Below are 17,501 nucleotides of genomic sequence, written 5' to 3' on the forward strand. Positions count from 1 at the left end.
TTTGCATATTAAATGCGTATTTACGAAACTTTGCTGACGTATCGTCACAATATGACAGGCGTATTCAGGCATAAAAGCCACAGTTACAAGGCAAAAAAGTTCGAATGTTACGTTGAGGTTGAATCCTTAGCTTCCGTGACTACTTACCAGCCTGCAACGGGGGAACATAGGGCGGAAGCTATGCAGGCTCCCTCAATCAGGACTCTTACTCGGGTTCCTACTCGGGCTTCTACTTGAGCTTCTACCGGAAATCTTGCCGAAATTATTGGTGGGAGGCGCATCCCAGCATGTGGAAGGGGAATGCGGCACCCCTCACGTTCCTACACTCGGGTGTGGAATAATAAAACTCGGTACTACTAAACACAGTACAAATTTTTTCAGTACAGATTCTGTGCACCCACACGGTGTACCCTCAGAAGGGGCCACTTACCCCGCATCCACGGCGGACCGCCGCCACAGCCCGCAATCTATCGGCACCTCAGGAGAGTTCACGTGCTTCTCTACAAATCCACCCAGAAAGCAGTCACCGGAATCCTGCGCACCGTCTTCCGCGCCCGCGTGACCGGACTCGAAAACTTCCCCGCCACCGGCCCGGTGATTGTCGCCTCCAACCACCTGTCCTTCCTGGACTCCATCATTATTTCCGCCATGATGCCGCGCCGCGTGGCGTTCCTCGCCAAGGCTGAGTACGTGAACACCCCCGGCCCGCGCGGCAAGATGATGAAGGCATTCTTCGAAGCCGTGGACATCATTCCCGTGAACCGCTCCGACCGTTCCGAATCGCTCAAGGCACTCGATATTGCCCTGGAGAAGCTGCAGGAGGGTAAGGTCTTCGGCATTTACCCCGAGGGCACCCGCTCCCGCGACGGCTACCTGTACCGCGGCAAGATTGGTGTGGCGTGGCTGGCGCACATGACCGGCGCGCCCGTGGTTCCGGTTGGTCTGATTGGCACCGACCGCCTGCAGAAGCCCGGCTCGAACATGATTTACCCGCGCCGCTTCACGATTCGTGTGGGCAAGCCACTCTACTTTGAGAAGACCGGTGAGAAGATGACCGGCAAGCAGCGCCGCGTCACCGCCGACACGATCATGGACGAGATTGCTCAGCTGTCCGGTCAGGCGCGCAAGCATGAGTACAACGTTTCGCCCTCAGCCGCACGTGACGCAGGCTAGGGCACGCGCCGCCTATACCGCGTAGACTTAAACCGCGCATTCACGCACCGACCCCCGCGTTATGGGGGAGATGGGTGTAGGATGCGCGGTTTGTCGTATGCGCGAGCCTGGGATGACCCCGGTAGCCCAGCAGTGGCAACCCCGCACCGACCCCCGTAGAGAAGCACCGTCAAGCCCAGTAGAGCGAGGAGAAAGTACCCATGGCAGAGCCTTCCAGCTACCGCCCCGCCCCCGGCGAAATCCCCACCGACCCGGGCGTTTACCGTTTCCGCGATGCCGACGGCCGCGTCATCTACGTGGGCAAGGCGAAGAACCTGCGCAACCGCCTCAACAGCTATTTTGCGTCCCCGCAGACGCTGAGCCCGAAGACCTACGCGATGGTGCATACAGCGGCGAGCGTGGAGTGGACCGTGGTGGCGAGCGAGATGGAATCGCTGCAGCTTGAATACACCTGGATTAAGGAGTTTTCGCCGCGCTTCAACATTGCGTTCCGCGACGATAAGTCGTACCCGTACCTGGCGATTACCGTCAATGACGTGTACCCGCGCGCGATGGTCACTCGCGGCGAGCGCCGTAAGGGCGTGCGCTATTTTGGGCCGTACTCGCAGGCGTGGGCGATTCGTGAAACCCTGGATGCGCTACTGCGCGTTTTCCCGGTGCGTACCTGCACGAACGGCGTGTTTAACCGCGCGAAGAATAGTGGCCGGCCCTGCCTGCTCGGCTATATCGATAAGTGCGCGGCGCCGTGCGTGGGCAAGATTAGCGCCGAGGAGCATCGCGAGTTGGCGCGCGGGCTGACCCGGTTTATGGGTGGTGGCGCTGAGAAGCATATCGCCCAGTTGACCGCAGAAATGAAGGCCGCCGCCGCTGATATGGACTTTGAGCGCGCCGCGATTCTTCGTGACGATATTGCCGCGCTGACTAAGGCGTTTGAGCGTAACGCCGTGGTGCTCGGCGCGACCGTGGATGCCGACCTGTTCGCCTACGCTGAGGACGACCTGGAGGCGTCCGTTCAGGTGTTCTTCGTGCGCGGCGGCAGGATCCGCGGCCAGCGCGGCTGGATCGTGGAGAAGGTCAACGACAGCACCGACGCACAGCTCATCGAGCAGCTCATCGCGCAGGTGTACAGCGATATTGCGGCGAGCCTCGCCTCCCAGAAGGACGCCGAGAAGAGCCTGAACAGCTACGATATTCCGCGTTCCGTGCTCGTGCCGGTGGAGCCCGAGAATAAGGAGCAACTGGCGTCTTGGCTGGCGGAGGTGCGCGGCGGCCCCGTGGAGATTAGCGTCCCGCAGCGCGGCGACAAGGCAGAGCTCATGAAGACGGTCGCCGAGAACGCGCGCCAGTCGCTGACCCTGCACAAGAGCCGCCGTGCCGGCGATTTGACCACCCGCAGCGCCTCCCTCGTGGAGCTGCAGGAAGCGCTGGAACTGCCCGACCCGCTGCTGCGCATCGAGTGCTACGACATTTCGCATGTGCAGGGCACGAACGTGGTCGCCTCCATGGTTGTCTTTGAGGACGGCATGCCCGCAAAGAACGCCTACCGCACCTACAGCATTACCGGCGACGCCGCGCGTGACGATACCGCCAGTATGTACGACGTCATCACGCGCCGCTTCAAGAGGCACCTGGCGCAGCAGGCGGAACGTGAAGCTGCGCCCGTGCACTCCGGTGAGATTGACGCCTCCACGCCCGAGCCTGCGAAGTTCGCCTATCCTCCGAACCTGGTGCTCGTGGACGGCGGCCCGCCGCAGGTGGCTGCCGCCTCCGCCGCGTTGAGCGATTTGGGCATTACGGATGTGTACGTTGCCGGCATCGCTAAGCGCCTGGAGGAACTGTGGCTACCGGACGACGACTACCCGGTCGTGCTGCCGCGCACCTCGCAGGCGCTGTACCTGGTGCAGCGCATCCGCGATGAGGCGCACCGTTTCGCGATCACCTTCCACCGTTCCAAGCGTGGTAAGGCGATGGTTGCCTCCGCCCTGGATGAGGTGCCCGGTCTGGGCGAGGTGAAGCGTTCCGCGCTGATTAAGCACTTTGGGTCGGTGGCTCAGATTAAGCAGGCGAGCGCCGAGGAACTGACGGCGGTGCCGGGTATTGGTCCGGCGTTGGCTCAGAAGATTCTGGCGGCGCTGACCTAATCCTCTGGCTGGCGCTGGCCTAAGTGCCTGCTGGCGCTGGGTGAAGGCCCGCCCGGGGTGTGAATGTAACACCCCGCCTCGTAATAGCGCTTAACAAACGTGTCATAATTGAAGGAAACCGTCATCATTACGAGCGCGCTATCTTCGCGCGCCCTCAACCAGTAGAGTGGAAACCGTGAGTAATAACCATCTGCGCCTATTCACCAGCGAGTCGGTGACTGAAGGCCACCCCGATAAGATTTGTGACCAGATTTCTGACGCCATCCTTGACGGCATCATCGCCCAGGATCCCGCAGCGAACGTTGCTGTGGAGACCATGGTGACCACCGGTCAGGTGCATGTTGCTGGTGAGGTGACCACCTCCAGCTACGTCGAAATCCCCTCCATCGTGCGCGAGACCATTCTGGGTATCGGCTACGATTCCTCTACCCGCGGCTTCGACGGCGAGTTCTGCGGCGTGTCCGTGTCCATTGGTGAGCAGTCCCCGGACATTAACGCCGGCGTGTACGAGTCCCTCGAGGTTCGTCAGGGTATTGCTGCTGACGAGTACGACCGCCAGGGTGCGGGCGACCAGGGCATCATGTTCGGTTACGCTTCGAACGAGACGAACGTGCTGATGCCCGCCCCGATTTGGCTGGCGCACCGCCTCTCTGAGCGTCTGACCAAGGTCCGTAAGGACGGCCTGCTGACCGAGCTGCGCCCCGACGGCAAGACTCAGGTGACCCTCGGCTACGATTCGAACAACGTGCCTGTCTCCGTGGACACCGTCGTTGTTTCGAGCCAGCACACCGCAAGCTACGACCTGGCTGACCTGCGTGCAGACATTGAGAAGCACGTTATCGCACCGGTTCTGGGCAGCGTCGATCTGGATTCCTCCAACGCTAAGTTCATTGTGAACCCCGCTGGCCGCTTCGTTCAGGGTGGCCCCGTAGGTGACGCGGGCCTGACCGGCCGCAAGATTATTGTGGACACCTACGGCGGTTCGGCTCGTCACGGTGGTGGCGCGTTCTCCGGTAAGGACCCGTCGAAGGTGGACCGTTCCGCAGCGTACGCAATGCGTTGGGTTGCGAAGAACATTGTGGGTGCCGGTCTTGCTGACCGCGCCGAGGTTCAGGTTGCGTACGCTATCGGCCAGGCAGCGCCGGTCGGTCTGTACGTTGAAACCTTCGGCACCGAGAAGGTCGACCCGATCAAGATTGAGAAGGCTGTGCGTGAGGTCTTCGACCTGCGCCCGCTGGCAATCATTAACGAACTGGATCTGCGCCGCCCGATTTACAAGAAGACCGCAGCTCACGGCCACTTCGGCCGCACCGAGCCGGAATTCACCTGGGAGCGCCTGAACCGCGTGGATGCACTGCGTTCGGCAGTGTCCTCCTCCTAATATCTGTCAGGGTAGAGGAGCACGCTGATTCGGGTGACTCAGAGCAGTTCTGAATCGAACTCTTCGGCACCGTTGGGTGCTCAGCAGGAATCCCTGCAACAGCTTGACCTGTTGCAGGGATTTCCTGCTCTTCGTGATGCCCTGATTCCGGCCGCCCCGGAGCCGGTAAACGTTGCCGCCGAGTTGGAGGCGAGCGGCGTGCCGAACCCTGTGGCGCGTGTGCGCGTGGATAGCACCCTGCCGCAGGTGGACCGCACGTTTGATTACCGCGTGCCCGCCGAGCTGAGTGAGGATGCGGTGCCCGGCGCCCGCGTGCGCGTGCTGTTCAACGGCCACGAGATGACCGGCTACATTGAGGAGCGCACCGCCACGACTGATTGGACGCGCACCTCGCTGCTGCCGCTCAAGTCGGTGCTGTCGCGTGTGCCCTCTGTTGCGCCCGAAATTTTTGCGCTTGCCGAGGCGCTTGCTGACCGTTACGCCTCCACGGTGGCGAACGTGCTACGCCTGGCGGTGCCGCCGCGCATTGCCGCGCTGGATAAGAAGTACGCGCCTCTTCTGCCGGGGTACGAGTCGGCGTATTTGGGTGATTCTGCCCCGGTAAGCACTTCCGATGCTCCCGAGAACGCGGCTCCGGAGCACGCGGAATCTGAGCCTTCTACCGCCTCCAGTGCCGCTGTCTCCAGCGCTACCGACCCGTACGCGTGGCTTGCCACCCCCGGCGCGCCCGCACCCTTCGTGCTGGACCCGCCGGCGCTGAACCCGGACGCGCCGGATGCCGCCTCCGTCTTCTCTGATTACGAGAACGGCGCGGAGTTCATTGAAGATGTTGCTGCCGGTGCTGCGACTCGCGCCGTGATGACGGTTCTTCCCGGCCACCTGGAGCATACGTGGGCGGATGTTTTGGCGACCGCACTCGCGGCTGCTGCTGCGAGTGGTCGCGGCGCTATTGCGGTGGTTCCGACCGCTAAGAACCTGGATCTTCTGGAGGCGGCGCTCGCCGAGCGTCTGCCGGCTGACTCGTTTGTGCGTTTGAGTTCTGATTCGACTCCGCATACTCGCTATCACGGTTTTGTGAAGGCGCGTTTGGGCCGGGTGCCGGTGGTGATTGGTACCCGCGCGGCAGCCTACGCACCGGTGGCGAACCTGGGCCTGGTGGTGTGCTGGGATGACGGCGATTCTTCGCTGGTGGAGCAGCGCGCCCCGTATTGTCATGCCCGTGATGTGTTGCTTCTGCGTGCTTCTGCTGAAAATACTGCGGCGCTGTTTGCCGGGTTCAGCATGAGTAGTGAGGCGGCGCGTCTGGTGCGTACCCGTTGGGCGTCTCATGTGCGTGCGCCGCGTGCGTTGGTGCGTGATTATTCGCCGCGTATTTTTTCGACGGGTTCGGAGTTTGAGTTGGCGCGTGACCCGTTAGCGGCGATGGCGCGTATTCCGCACCTGGCGTTTGAGCATGCTCGTCGGGCGTTGGCGCGTGGTCCTGTGTTGGTGCAGGTGGCGCGTAGCGGTTATATTCCGTCGTTTTCGTGTGAGCGTTGCCGCATGCCGGCGCGTTGTGGCGAGTGTAGTGGGCCTTTGTCGGTGGCTTCGGGTTCGTCGGTTCCGTCGTGTTCGTGGTGCGGTCATTTGGCGCAGCAGTGGCGTTGTTCTGAGTGTGGTTTTACGCATTGGCGTTATTCGGCGGCGGGTGCGACTCGTACTGCTGAGGAGCTGGGTCGTGCGTTCCCGAATGTTCCGGTGATTTCTTCGGCGGGTGATCATGTGCGGGCGTCGGTTGGTCCTGAGCCTGCGTTGGTGGTGGCGACTCCGGGTGCTGAGCCGGTGGCTTTTGGCGGCTATGCGGCGGCGCTTCTTCTGGATGCCGATAAGATGCTTCGTTTTGATTCGTTGCGTGCTCCGGAGGCGGCGTTGCGTCGCTGGTTGAATGCGGCGGCGTTGGTTCGTCCGGCGGCTCTTGAGGGTACGGTGGTGACGACTGCTTCGCCGTCGCCGGTGGAGCAGGCGCTGGTGCGTTGGGATCCGGCGTGGTTTGCTCGTCAGGAGCTGGAGGAGCGCGCTCAGACGGGTCTGCCGCCGGCGGTTCGTACGGCTGCGGTGACTGGTGCGGAGGTGGATGTTCGCGCCTTTATGGAGGAGTTCTTGGAATCTTCTGCGTTGCTGGAGCGGGTGCGTGAGCAGTTGCGTATTGTGGGTCCGGTTCCTCTGGATCAGGGGTATTTTGCCTGGTCGGAGTCTCTTGAGGAGGATTCTGAGGAGGCGCCGGTTCAGGGCGATTGGCGTACCCTGATGTTTTTCTCGTATGGCATTGCGCAGCAGGTGACCCGTGAGTTGCGTGCTACGCGTGCCACGATTGCGGCGTTGAAGAAGAACGTGGGGGAGCGGCCGGTTCAGATTCGCTGTGACGGCCTGGACGTGCTGTGATTTTCTAGTCGTGCTGTAGTGTTCTAGTGAGGGGCGGTTTTTTGCCCCGGGTTGGGCGTTGAGCACGCGGGTTTGCAGGCGCGCTGTGCGCAGAGGCGAGGAGGTGAGAGGCGTGTCGAAGGTGCCTCATCTGCTGAAGGGTAGTGCGCTGCCTGATGGTGAGCAGCGGCGGCTGGCTGAGTATGCTTCTGCGCATCCGAAGAGTGCTCTGCACCGCAAGGGACAGCACCATGATGCGGCGGTGCTGCTGCTGGTTCACGGTATCGGCTACCAGAATCACGGCGAGACGCTCGCGTATTTTGGCAAGCCGGTGGCGCATAGTGTGCAGACTCTGCTGGCGCTGAACACGGATTCTGTCGCGCTCTCCGAAGAGAACCCCGCCGCGGAGGATTCTGCGCGGGTTCGTGTTGAGGTGATTCCTGACGGCGATACCCTCCCGCTTGCCGCCGAGGTGAACCCGCTGAGCCACCACAGCGAGTTGACGTATTCGTTGACGATTGAACGCACGGAGTACCCTGCTGACCCGGTTGAGGAAAGCCCGCAGGTTGAAGAGAATTCCGTGCAGGAAGAACCCGCCGAAGCCTCCGGGCCCAAAGAATCTACAAGAATCAGTCTGCCGAAAATTGAACTTCCGAAGGTGGAGCTGCCCAAAGTGGAGTTACCCAAGGTAGAGCTACCCAAGGTAGAGCTGCCCAAGGTGGAACTTCCCAAGGTGGAGCTCCCTAAGATTGAGCTGCCGAAAATTGAGCTTCCCAAGGTAGAGCTCCCGAACATCGATTTCTCGAACATCGAGCTGCCTAATCTTGAGCTTCCGCGCCTGCCTCAGCCGAAGCCGCGCCCGGTTCGCACGGTCACTCGCCGCAGCCTCCTTTTTCAGGAGGGCTTCTGGCGGCCCAGACATTACCGCCCGTTGAAGGAGCATTTGCCCTGGTTGGCGTCGGTTTTGCCGCTGTTTTTGATGTTCTGCTTCTACTATGAGCGCCCCGGCGCGACCTGGCGTGAGCGTGCCGGGCACCTGCTGCGTTCTACTGCTCGATTCGTGAACGTGGCGCTGTGGCTGGTGCTGGCGGCTATGGCGCTCATGACTTTCCGTGATGCTTTTGTGGCGTCTCTGGGTACTCCGCAGGGTGCGTTTACGGGTCTGGCGGCGGTGCTCGGCCTGGGTATTGTGGGCTGGATTTTGGCTCGTCGTGCCCGTGAGCTGTGGGCGCTGATGAAGGCTATTCCGACGCAACTGATTCAGACGGCGACCAGCCCGGAGTCGCGCGATTTAGAGCGTATTTATGCGCGTCTGGATCGTCAGCTGGACGAGTTGAGTTCCCGTAGCGATGCGGTGGGTATTCTTGCCCATTCGCAGGGCGGCTATTTGAGCTATGAGCTTCTGCGTCGTCGTGCGGCGGCGGGTAAGAAGCCGATTCGTTTCTTCTACGGTCTGGGTAGTGGCGTGGTCCCGATTAGCATTATCGCTAGTGACCGTAACGACACTCCGGGGCACCTGGATGCTGCGGGCGGCTACCGTAACCGCGCCATGCTTCTGTGGGTGAGCGCGGTTGCGGCGTTCTGCTGGCTGGTAGAGGCGTCCCTGCTGTTTGGTCCGTACCGTTCGCTGCTGCACTATACGATGCTGGTGCCCCTGGCGTTGAGTGTGGTGCCGCTGGTTGTGAGCGTGCCGGGTACCTTCAAGGGTAGGGCGCGTATTGTCCACAAGAGTGCCCGGGAAAGCGCCTCCGCAAAAACCTCCGCAACTCCTTCCGCGAAGAGCCCGGCGGATGTGCGCCTGGTCAACCCGTACGGCACGCGCGCCTACGTGAAGTGGCTGATCCCGCTGCTCTTCGTGCACGGCGTTTTCATGCTGTACGCGGTGTTCATGCTACTGCTGGCGCAGTTGCGTGTTGAGGGCGCGGTCCCTGAGCTAACGCCCGCCTCCGTGGCGTTTTGGGGAGCGCTGATCCTGGTACTCATGATGTCGGTGCGTAGCGCCTGCCACCTGTATGTGCGCGCCTACGCGCCGATGTTGCAGGATCTTGATGTGGCTGACCGGTGCGAGATTTCCGCTCGTGGTGACAGCATTGGCAGGTCGAATATTACTCAGCCCGCTGATGTGGACGTCAGCTTTGTGACTCTGCCGGGCCCGTCGGTGAATAGTCACATGCAGTATTTTGATGCGTGCTCGCCGGTGCCGTTGATGCTTGCGCACCGCCTGGTGCCGCACATGATGCCGGAGGGTGAGCAGACGCAGAAGGCGGCGGCTTTCACCGATATTGGTGCGGAACTGAACTGCGGTTTTGCGCGCGTGAAGAAGCTGATGCGCACCATGCATTACGGGCTGTATGCGGTGCTTCTGCTGATGCTGTCGGTGCTGCTGAATGTGGCGTCGCCGGTGAGCCTGTCCGCGTTGACGGGGCTTGATACCTCGCGCCTGCATTCGGAGGGATTTGACCGTCTGGTGGCGGATGCTCAGCAGCTGCGCGAGCAGGCGGGTTCTTCGGATCTGCTGCTGTGGATTCTGGTCAGCATTTTTGTGGTGGAGGCGCTGCTGATGATGGTGCTTTCGCCGTGGACTCAGCGGCGTTTGCAGCGTGCGTTCATGATGCGCAAGGTGGACCGTACGGGTCAGCTGAGCGAGTTCAATCCTTTGCCGATGGTGACTGCTCTTCTGGGTCTTGACGGTGAGGATGAAGACGCTGAGGATGCAGAGGAACATAACCCCGCAGGGGAGAAAAAGCAGGAGAATAAAGCAGGGCAGAGCGCTGTAGTTTAGGGTGCTTAGGTGGTGCCGCTGGAAGGGCACCCCAGAATTTTTATGCATTCGTGTGCACCTAAGATTTGCTGGGGTTTGGGTGATTCTAATTGGCGTAGTCTCCGTATCCACGGTAATATATTCAGCACTGCGGATACTATTTCGGCGCTTGTCGAGGTGGTATTGGCGGTATCTATCACTCAACTCCGCGTGCGCTTCACAACCGCACGCACCTAAGAAAGATAAATACTGATGACTCAGACTCTCATCACCCCCGCCTACGAAAAAGCAGGCGGAGGTTCTGTTGTTGCACGCGCTAACCGCATTAGCCACCCCAATGTTGAACTACTCGCGGACATGACCGTGGCTCAGCGTAATGCAGTGTTCCGTTACCTGGCGCGTTTCCCCGACCTGGATGACGCCCAGATTTTCTACGCGTACGGTCACGCTTACGAGCTGGCTCGTAAGGATGCTGAACGCGGTCTCTACGCAACTATGGCGTAGCCTGCATCGTTAGTTTTTAGAAATGCTGTTGCACTCTTTGTGAGTGCGGCAGCATTTCTGCTTTTCGGGCTGGCTTTCACACTGGCTTTCACATTGGCTTTCGGATGGGCTTTAGTTCGGTGGGGAACTCGGCGGTCGTATGCCGCTATGATGCCCCTGATTTCTTCCTGACAACCGGGGACGTGTCCACTATGGGGGCGTTCCCTGATGGTTCTTGAACATTGATTAGCTCTTGGGTAGTTTAGAGATATCACAACCACTACTGCGAAGAGACTTCCGATGATCTCCGTAGGTTCTTTTCGCGGTGTTACCTCCGGTAGCGTCTGCATTGTTGCGGTGCTGCCCTAAGAAACGCCCTAAGGAAAGGTTCTCGCCGATGAGCTTCACCAATATTGCCTATGATTACGAGCCGGAACTTGGCGATTCGGCACCGAGCCGCGACAACGGTATTACTCACCCGGACCCTGTTCTGCTGTCCTCGATGACGAAGGCTCAGCGTGGCGCGGTGTGCCGCTACCTGGCTCGTTTTGCTGAGCTGGATGACGCGAAGATTTTCTACGCGTACGGTCATGCGGATGAGCTGGCCGCGAAGGAAGCGGCTCGTACTGGTAGCTTTGCTACGGTCTAAGGATTTCTGCTCCGGTGTGATGCGGTGAGGCTGCACCTTCCGGATGCGCCCTCAGGGTGCCCGAGCTCTGCGAGGGCGGGTTCCCTGCCTAGGCGCGGAGGAAGTGTGTAGCGAACCGCCGCTGTACATCGTTTGCTGTACGCCGCATGTGCCGCCCGGCAACCACAAACTAAATATGAGAAAGCCGCCGCACCCTCCCGAGTTTCGGGGGAGTGTGGCGGCATTTCTGTATCTTATCTAGTAGCTCGTCGTATAAGCTGCGCAAGCCCTAGAGCCCGCGCACGACCTCCAGTAGCTTGAGTGCCGAGTTGCGCCAGGAGTAGCGGCGCACATCCGAGAGTCCATCAATAATGACGCGCTCGCGAACGGCGGAATCCTCCAGGGAACGGATCGCCTTGACCCAGTCGGCGGCGTGCGCCTCCGGGGCACCGTCAACCGGGGCGAACACGGCGTGCGGCGCAATCTCACGGAAAATCGGGATGTCACTAATCACCGCGGGGCAACCGGCAGCCTGAGCCTCGACCACGGGCAGGCCGTAACCCTCCTCGCGGGAGGCAGTCACCAGGGCGTGCGCCTGGCGGAGCAGCTGCTGGTACTCCTCGTCGCTCACGCCGTTGTGCACCTCCACGTTCTCACCGATGAGGCGTTCGTCGGTGAGCTGCACCAGGCGCTGCGGCGGCATCTTCGACAGCAGGTGCAGGCGGTAATCCGGCAGGGAACGCATCGCCAGTAGTAGCGTTTCTACGTTCTTGTACGGCATGAACGAACCCATGTACACCAGGTGCTTGACGGGCTGCTCTTCGCGGGTGGTGGCGCGTTCCAGCGCGGTCTGGCGGGAGACCACACTGCCGGGCTGCGGGGCGTTGGGCACCACGAACAGCGGCTTGGTGGTCAGCTCGTGCTCACGAATCAGCGAGGCGGTCGACTCAGAAACCGTCACGACCGCGTCGCCGTGGTTGAGCAGGAAGCGCTGCGGGGTGTAGGTCTTGTGGAAGAGTCGCCAGCCCACGCGCACCGGTGCGGGCAGGAACCCGGGCGGGGTCGGGTGCGAGTAATAGATCAGGTCGTGCAGGGTGAGAATCAGCTTGAATTTGCGTCCGGTGGAGCCGATGGTTTGCATGGGGGAGAACACCACGTCCGGCGCGTACTTGTTCAACTGCAGGGCGGCGGTCGGTTCGAGCGGGCCGGTGGGCGAGCAGATCTTCACGTGCGGCAAATCCGGCAGCATGTCCAGCTGACGCTCGTCGCTAATGATCATGGTCAGGTCGAGGTCGGCGGCAGCTTCGTCACCGGTGTCGATGAGGGTTTTGAGTGCGCCCAGCAGGGAGGCGGTGTAGCGGCTGATGCCGTCGTGGAAGCCGATACGGGTGTATCGGGCGTCAACCATGAGTTTCATGTTGGTTCCTTACTTCTCGTTCCCTTAGCGTTCGGCGGCGAAATCGGCGATGAGTTCCGCGGCCAGATGCGGGGTTTCGTAGTGGATGAGGTGCCCGACTTCAGGGATCATGTCCAGGCGCTCGCGGGCGCCGGACGAAGACGCGGGTAGATTGCGGGAGGTCAGCGTCGCGTACATGGCGCGAGCCGTTTCGGGGGTGCCCAGGTCGTCGTCTTCGGCAACGAGCATTTGCACGGGTACCCGGATGGCGGCGGCGTATTCGGCGGCGGTGTGCGTAATGGACGCTTCGTAGGCGCTGAGCACTCCGCGGCGGGAGCCGAAGGAGCCGAAGTAGGCGGCGTGCTGGCCGTTGATGAAGCGGCGCATTGCCTTGTCTTTGGTGCGCATCATGACTTCGCTGGAGGCGCGGGTAATCAGCTGCGAGCGCAGGAGCGGGTAGCCGATTTTTTCGGGGAGTGCCGCGCCGGCGCGGTAGTAGAGGGAGGCGAGGCGGGAGGCGACGCGCTGGCTACCTTCGAGGGCGGGTTCGCTAATCGGGTTGATGAGCGAGAGCAGTGCGAGTGAGTTCGGGTGTGCGGCGGCGAAGGCGCTGGTGACGATGGAGCCGAAGGAGTGGCCGACCAGGTGCAGCGGTAGGGGCTGTGCATTCTCGCGGGCGGGGTTAGTGTGTTCCACGAAGTCGTTCAGCCACGCCACGTACGCGTTGATGTTGTCTTCGCCCTGAGCATTTTCGGGCAGGTCTGCGGAGCGGCCAAAGCCGGGCAGGTCGGGGCTGATGATGCTGACGTTTGGGATGAGCTTCAGCAGGTAGTTCGCGATGATTTCCAGGCCGTGGTGGTCGCCGCGAAAGCCGTGCACGAGCAGCACGGGGTAGGAGCCTTCGGGGAAGAGCCCAGCGTTCATGCCTTTGCCGTACTGCCAGTAGCGGGTCATAACCGCCTGCGCGCCGTCACCAATGAGGGCGTCGTGGCGGGTGCCGGGGATGAGCGGTCCGGGCACACCCTCAAGAACTGAGGTGTTGGGAGAGTCCGGGGTAACGGTGGAGGTCATGGGTACCTTTCGCGGGTTGGGTACTGGGACGGCTAAGTCCCGTTCTTAATTCTAGGGGAGAAGCCTGAAAGGGCTCTGAAACTTGCGCCCCGCATCGTCAGCTGGGCGGGTGGTCGGGCGGGCGGTGCCGTCCATTTGGTAGTCGAGGCGGCCTCAACTCTGGCTCGGTGCGGGTTTCGCGTTACACTTGGAGGGTTAAGTTTTTATCAACCTGTCTTTATTTAAGGAATCGCTGTGTCTGCTCAGGTAGAGACCGAACGCAACGAAAATGCGTACGACTTCCGCGCTATGGAAGCCAAGTGGCGCCCCTACTGGGACGAAACGAAGGTTTTCCAGCCCACCGGTGACGCCCCCAAGGGCCGCAAGTATGTGCTGGATATGTTCCCGTACCCCTCCGGTGACCTTCACATGGGTCACGCGGAGGCATTCGCTATTGGTGACATGAACGCCCGCTACTTCAAGCAGTGCGGCTACGATGTTCTGCACCCGATTGGCTGGGACTCCTTCGGCCTGCCCGCTGAGAACGCAGCCATTAAGAACGACACTCACCCCAAGGAGTGGACGTACAAGAACATTGAGACTCAGGCTGAGTCCTTCAAGCGTTACGCTATTGCCGCTGACTGGAGCCGCCGCTTGCACACCTCGGACCCCGAGTACTACAAGTGGACTCAGTGGCTGTTCGAGCAGTTCTACAAGAAGGGCCTGGCGTACCGTAAGGACTCCATGGTCAACTGGTGTCCCAAGGACCAGACCGTGCTCGCGAACGAGCAGGTTGTGAACGGTGCGTGTGAGCGTTGCGGTACTACCGTGACTAAGAAGTCCCTGAACCAGTGGTACTTCAAGATCACTGATTACGCACAGCAGCTGCTGGATGACATGGAGCAGCTGGAGGGCAAGTGGCCTGAGCGTGTTCTGCTCATGCAGCGCAACTGGATTGGTCGTTCTGAGGGTGCTGAGGTGCGCTTCGAGATTGAGGCGACCGAGGACCAGCCTGCTGAGTCCTTCACCGTGTTCACCACCCGCCCGGACACCCTGTACGGTGCAACCTTCATCGTGGTTGCTGCGGATGCGGCGTTCGCCGAGCAGATTGTGGCACCCGAGCACAAGGCTGCCCTGGAGCAGTACCGCGAAGACATTAAGGCACTGAGCGATATTGACCGCCAGTCCTCTGACCGCGAGAAGACCGGCGTGTTCACCGGCCGCTACGCGATTAACCCGCTGACCGGCGCGAAGCTGCCCGTCTGGGCTTCTGACTACGTGCTCGCTGACTACGGTACCGGCGCGATTATGGCTGTGCCCGCGCACGACCAGCGTGACCTTGAGTTCGCCCTGAAGTTCGACCTGCCCATCGTGAAGGTCCTGGACGTTGAGGGTGCTGAGGACCCGGCTACCAGCGGTGTTGCCGCAACCGGTGACGGCGTGCTCATCAACTCCGGTGAGCTGACCGGCCTGCCGAAGGCTGAGGCGCTCGCTAAGGCTATTGAGCTGGTTGAGGCTGCGGGCACCGGTGAGGGTAAGGTCATTTACCGTCTGCGTGACTGGTTGCTGTCCCGCCAGCGTTTCTGGGGTACCCCCATCCCCGTGATTCACTGTGAGGATTGTGGCGAGGTTCTGGTTCCTGAGGATCAGCTGCCGGTGCTGCTGCCCGATAACCTGCGCGGTGAGCAGCTGGCTCCTAAGGGCCAGTCGCCTCTTGCCGCTGCCGATGATTGGGCGATTGTGCCTTGCCCTGAGTGTGGCAAGCAGGCTCGCCGTGACTCGGACACCATGGACACCTTCGTGGATTCCTCCTGGTACTTCCTGCGTTACGTTTCCCCGAACTACGACAAGGCTCCTTTCGACCCGCAGGCTATGAGCGAGTGGGGTGCCGTCGACATGTACGTTGGCGGTGTGGAGCACGCTATTCTGCACCTGCTGTACGCACGCTTCTTCACCAAGGTTGTTCGCGACCTGGGCCTGATCAAGCACGATGAGCCGTTCAAGGCGCTCATGAACCAGGGTCAGGTGCTCAACGGCGGTAAGGCGATGTCCAAGTCGCTGGGTAACGGCGTGAACCTGGGTGAGCAGCTCGACAAGTTCGGTGTGGACGCTATCCGCACCACCATGATTTTCGCGTCCCCGCCCGAGGATGACGTGGACTGGGCGGATGTTTCCCCGTCCGGTTCGCAGAAGTTCCTGGCTCGCGCATGGCGTGTGGCTCAGGACGTCACCAGCGAACCCGGCGTTGACGCAACCACCGGTGACTTGGAGTTGCAGAAGCTGATTGCTCGTACCGTGCACGAGGTTCAGGGCCTGCTGGAGAACGGCAAGTTCAACGTGGTTGTTGCTAAGACCATGGAGCTTGTGAACGCTACCCGTAAGGCTATTGACTCCGGTGCTGGTGCGGCTGACCCGGTTGTTCGTAAGGCTGCTGAGACTGTCGCTATTCTGCTGTCTCTGTACGCACCGTACACCGCTGAGGACATGTGGCACGCTCTCGGCTACGACACCCCGGTTCTGACCGCGGGCTTCCCCGAGGTTGACCCGGCTCTGCTGGTGGATGACACCGTCACTGCTATCGTGCAGATTAAGGGCAAGGTCAAGGCTCGCCTGGAGGTTGCGAAGGATATTTCCGAGCAGGAGCTTCAGGAGCTGGCTCTGGCGGATGCCGCTGTTCAGCGTTCGATTGGTGACGCCGAGATCCGCAAGGTGATTGTGCGTGCGCCTAAGCTCGTGAACATCGTGATCTAAGCTTTTTAGATAAAGAAGTTTCTTAGATAAAGTACAAGCCCCGCTGTGGCTTCGGTTCGTTCTGTGTAACGAACCCGGAGGCGCGGCGGGGCTTTGCTGTACTGCGGTAGTGATGAGTGCCATAATGTTCAGGGAACGCTAGGAGAGGGTTCGTCATCGAATCATGCACTGACGAACCGGAAGAAGGGCCGGAATATGGAGCGAGAGAACAAAGCAGAGAACCGCATTGCCGTGGTAACCGATAGCGCCGCCGCCCTCGACCCGGAGCTCGTGCAGCGCCTGAGCGCTCGCGGCAATTTTATGCTGGTTCCGATGCCGGTGACCATTCGCACGCCCGGTGAGCCGGATCGTCAGCTGCAGGATTTGACCGCCGCCGAGGTGGATGAGGCGATTATGCTTGCGCACGTGATGGGTCAGACGGTGAGCACTTCCGGGCCCGCACCGGGCGTGTTTGCTGATGTGTATGACGAGCTGGCGTCGCGAGGTTTTACGCATGTGGTGTCTGTGCATCTGTCCGGTGAGCTCTCGGGCACGGTGGAGGCGGCACGCACAGGTGCCCGCCTGAGTCGCCTGGGTTCTAAGGGCGTGAGCGTGGTGGATAGCCGCACGGTCGCCGGTGCCTACGGTCATGCGGTGGTGCGCGCCCTGGAGGTACTGAACTCTGCATCCGCAGGCGCGAGTGTTGAATGTCCGAGTCCCGCGCAGCTGGTGGACTACATTCAGTCCGTCTGCGAGCAGTCCACGCTCTACTTCTATATCCCGACCCTGGATGCGTTGCGCCGCGGTGGCCGTGTTTCCCCGGCGTTGGCGATGGTGGGTCAGATGTTCCAGATTAAGCCGATTGGCACGATCACCGAGGGCAAGCTGGCGTATGTGGAACGCCCCCGCACTGCGGCGCGCGCCCTGGAGCGCCTGGTGGAGGTGACGGTGCAGACTTGCCGTGAGCATCAGCATGCGGCGGCGCTCAGCTCTGCTTCAGTGGGCTCTGCCGCTGCCGACCCCGCTAGTTCTTCGCTTGCCGCATCCCCGCGCGGTGAGGTGGTTGCGGTGCATCATGTGGGCAATGCGGCGCAGGCGGTGCAGCTGTACGAGCAGGTTCAGCAGATGCTGGGGGAGAGCTCCCTCGTTCATGATGCCGCTGCTTCTTCGGCGCCGGAGTTTTTGGTGAGTGCGTTGCCGCCGGTGCTGTCGGCTCATTCGGGGCTGGGTGCTGTGGCGCTGGTCGTTTATTAGGATCGTGTACTAGCCGCCTTTCTGGTGTGCCCGTGTTGACCCTGTGCTGTGTGCTCGTGCTGTGTGTCCGCGCGGTGTTCCCGTGCGATGCGCCGCGGGCGACA

Annotated in this window: 11 protein-coding genes; 9 read left to right on the forward strand and 2 right to left on the reverse strand. The window is 61.2% G+C overall.

The window, feature by feature from the left end:
- Window positions 1-492: 492 nt before the first annotated feature.
- The 7 genes from HMPREF2980_RS03750 to HMPREF2980_RS03780 all read left to right on the forward strand — a co-directional run bounded on the left by HMPREF2980_RS03750 (window position 493) and on the right by HMPREF2980_RS03780 (window position 10,988).
- A complete protein-coding gene (locus tag HMPREF2980_RS03750) occupies window positions 493-1,173 on the forward strand; it encodes a lysophospholipid acyltransferase family protein (protein WP_049346304.1) in 681 nt (226 codons plus the stop codon).
- 200 nt (window positions 1,174-1,373) lie between these two features.
- A complete protein-coding gene (uvrC, locus tag HMPREF2980_RS03755; protein WP_005506184.1) occupies window positions 1,374-3,314 on the forward strand; it encodes an excinuclease ABC subunit UvrC in 1,941 nt (646 codons plus the stop codon).
- A gap of 175 nt (window positions 3,315-3,489) precedes the next feature.
- Entirely contained in the window at window positions 3,490-4,695 is a 1,206-nt protein-coding gene (metK, locus tag HMPREF2980_RS03760) for a methionine adenosyltransferase (RefSeq protein ID WP_070690219.1), read from the forward strand.
- 33 nt (window positions 4,696-4,728) lie between these two features.
- Complete coding sequence (locus HMPREF2980_RS03765) at window positions 4,729-7,116, forward strand: primosomal protein N' family DNA-binding protein (RefSeq protein WP_070690221.1); 2,388 nt, start codon at window positions 4,729-4,731, stop codon at window positions 7,114-7,116.
- A gap of 112 nt (window positions 7,117-7,228) precedes the next feature.
- Window positions 7,229-9,877: an aconitase gene (locus HMPREF2980_RS03770; protein ID WP_246823670.1), complete on the forward strand. Its 2,649-nt coding sequence runs from the start codon at window positions 7,229-7,231 to the stop codon at window positions 9,875-9,877.
- Window positions 9,878-10,108: 231 nt separating this feature from the next.
- Window positions 10,109-10,360 carry a DNA mismatch repair protein gene (locus tag HMPREF2980_RS03775; protein ID WP_070688104.1) on the forward strand — a complete coding sequence of 84 codons (252 nt, stop codon included), beginning with the start codon at window positions 10,109-10,111 and terminating at the stop codon, window positions 10,358-10,360.
- A 376-nt stretch (window positions 10,361-10,736) separates the two neighbouring features.
- Window positions 10,737-10,988, forward strand: coding sequence for a hypothetical protein (locus HMPREF2980_RS03780; protein WP_005509134.1), 252 nt, complete (start codon window positions 10,737-10,739; stop codon window positions 10,986-10,988).
- Between the two features lie 268 nt (window positions 10,989-11,256).
- Here the strand turns inward: HMPREF2980_RS03780 and HMPREF2980_RS03785 are convergent, their stop codons facing one another.
- Complete coding sequence (locus HMPREF2980_RS03785) at window positions 11,257-12,384, reverse strand: glycosyltransferase family 4 protein (protein WP_070690223.1); 1,128 nt, start codon at window positions 12,382-12,384, stop codon at window positions 11,257-11,259.
- A gap of 24 nt (window positions 12,385-12,408) precedes the next feature.
- Window positions 12,409-13,434, reverse strand: a complete 1,026-nt coding sequence (locus HMPREF2980_RS03790) for an alpha/beta fold hydrolase (RefSeq protein ID WP_070690225.1) — start codon at window positions 13,432-13,434, stop codon at window positions 12,409-12,411.
- Window positions 13,435-13,722: 288 nt separating this feature from the next.
- Between HMPREF2980_RS03790 and leuS the strand changes: the two genes are divergently transcribed.
- Complete coding sequence (gene leuS, locus HMPREF2980_RS03795; protein WP_210399287.1) at window positions 13,723-16,164, forward strand: leucine--tRNA ligase; 2,442 nt, start codon at window positions 13,723-13,725, stop codon at window positions 16,162-16,164.
- Between the two features lie 195 nt (window positions 16,165-16,359).
- The gene (locus HMPREF2980_RS03800; protein WP_070592968.1) at window positions 16,360-17,397 is read left to right on the forward strand and encodes a DegV family protein; all 1,038 of its coding nucleotides are present in this window, start codon (window positions 16,360-16,362) and stop codon (window positions 17,395-17,397) included.
- Window positions 17,398-17,501: the final 104 nt, after the last annotated feature.

It is taken from the genome of Rothia sp. HMSC076D04, assembly GCF_001814645.1.
GTDB classification, from domain to species: domain Bacteria; phylum Actinomycetota; class Actinomycetes; order Actinomycetales; family Micrococcaceae; genus Rothia; species Rothia mucilaginosa.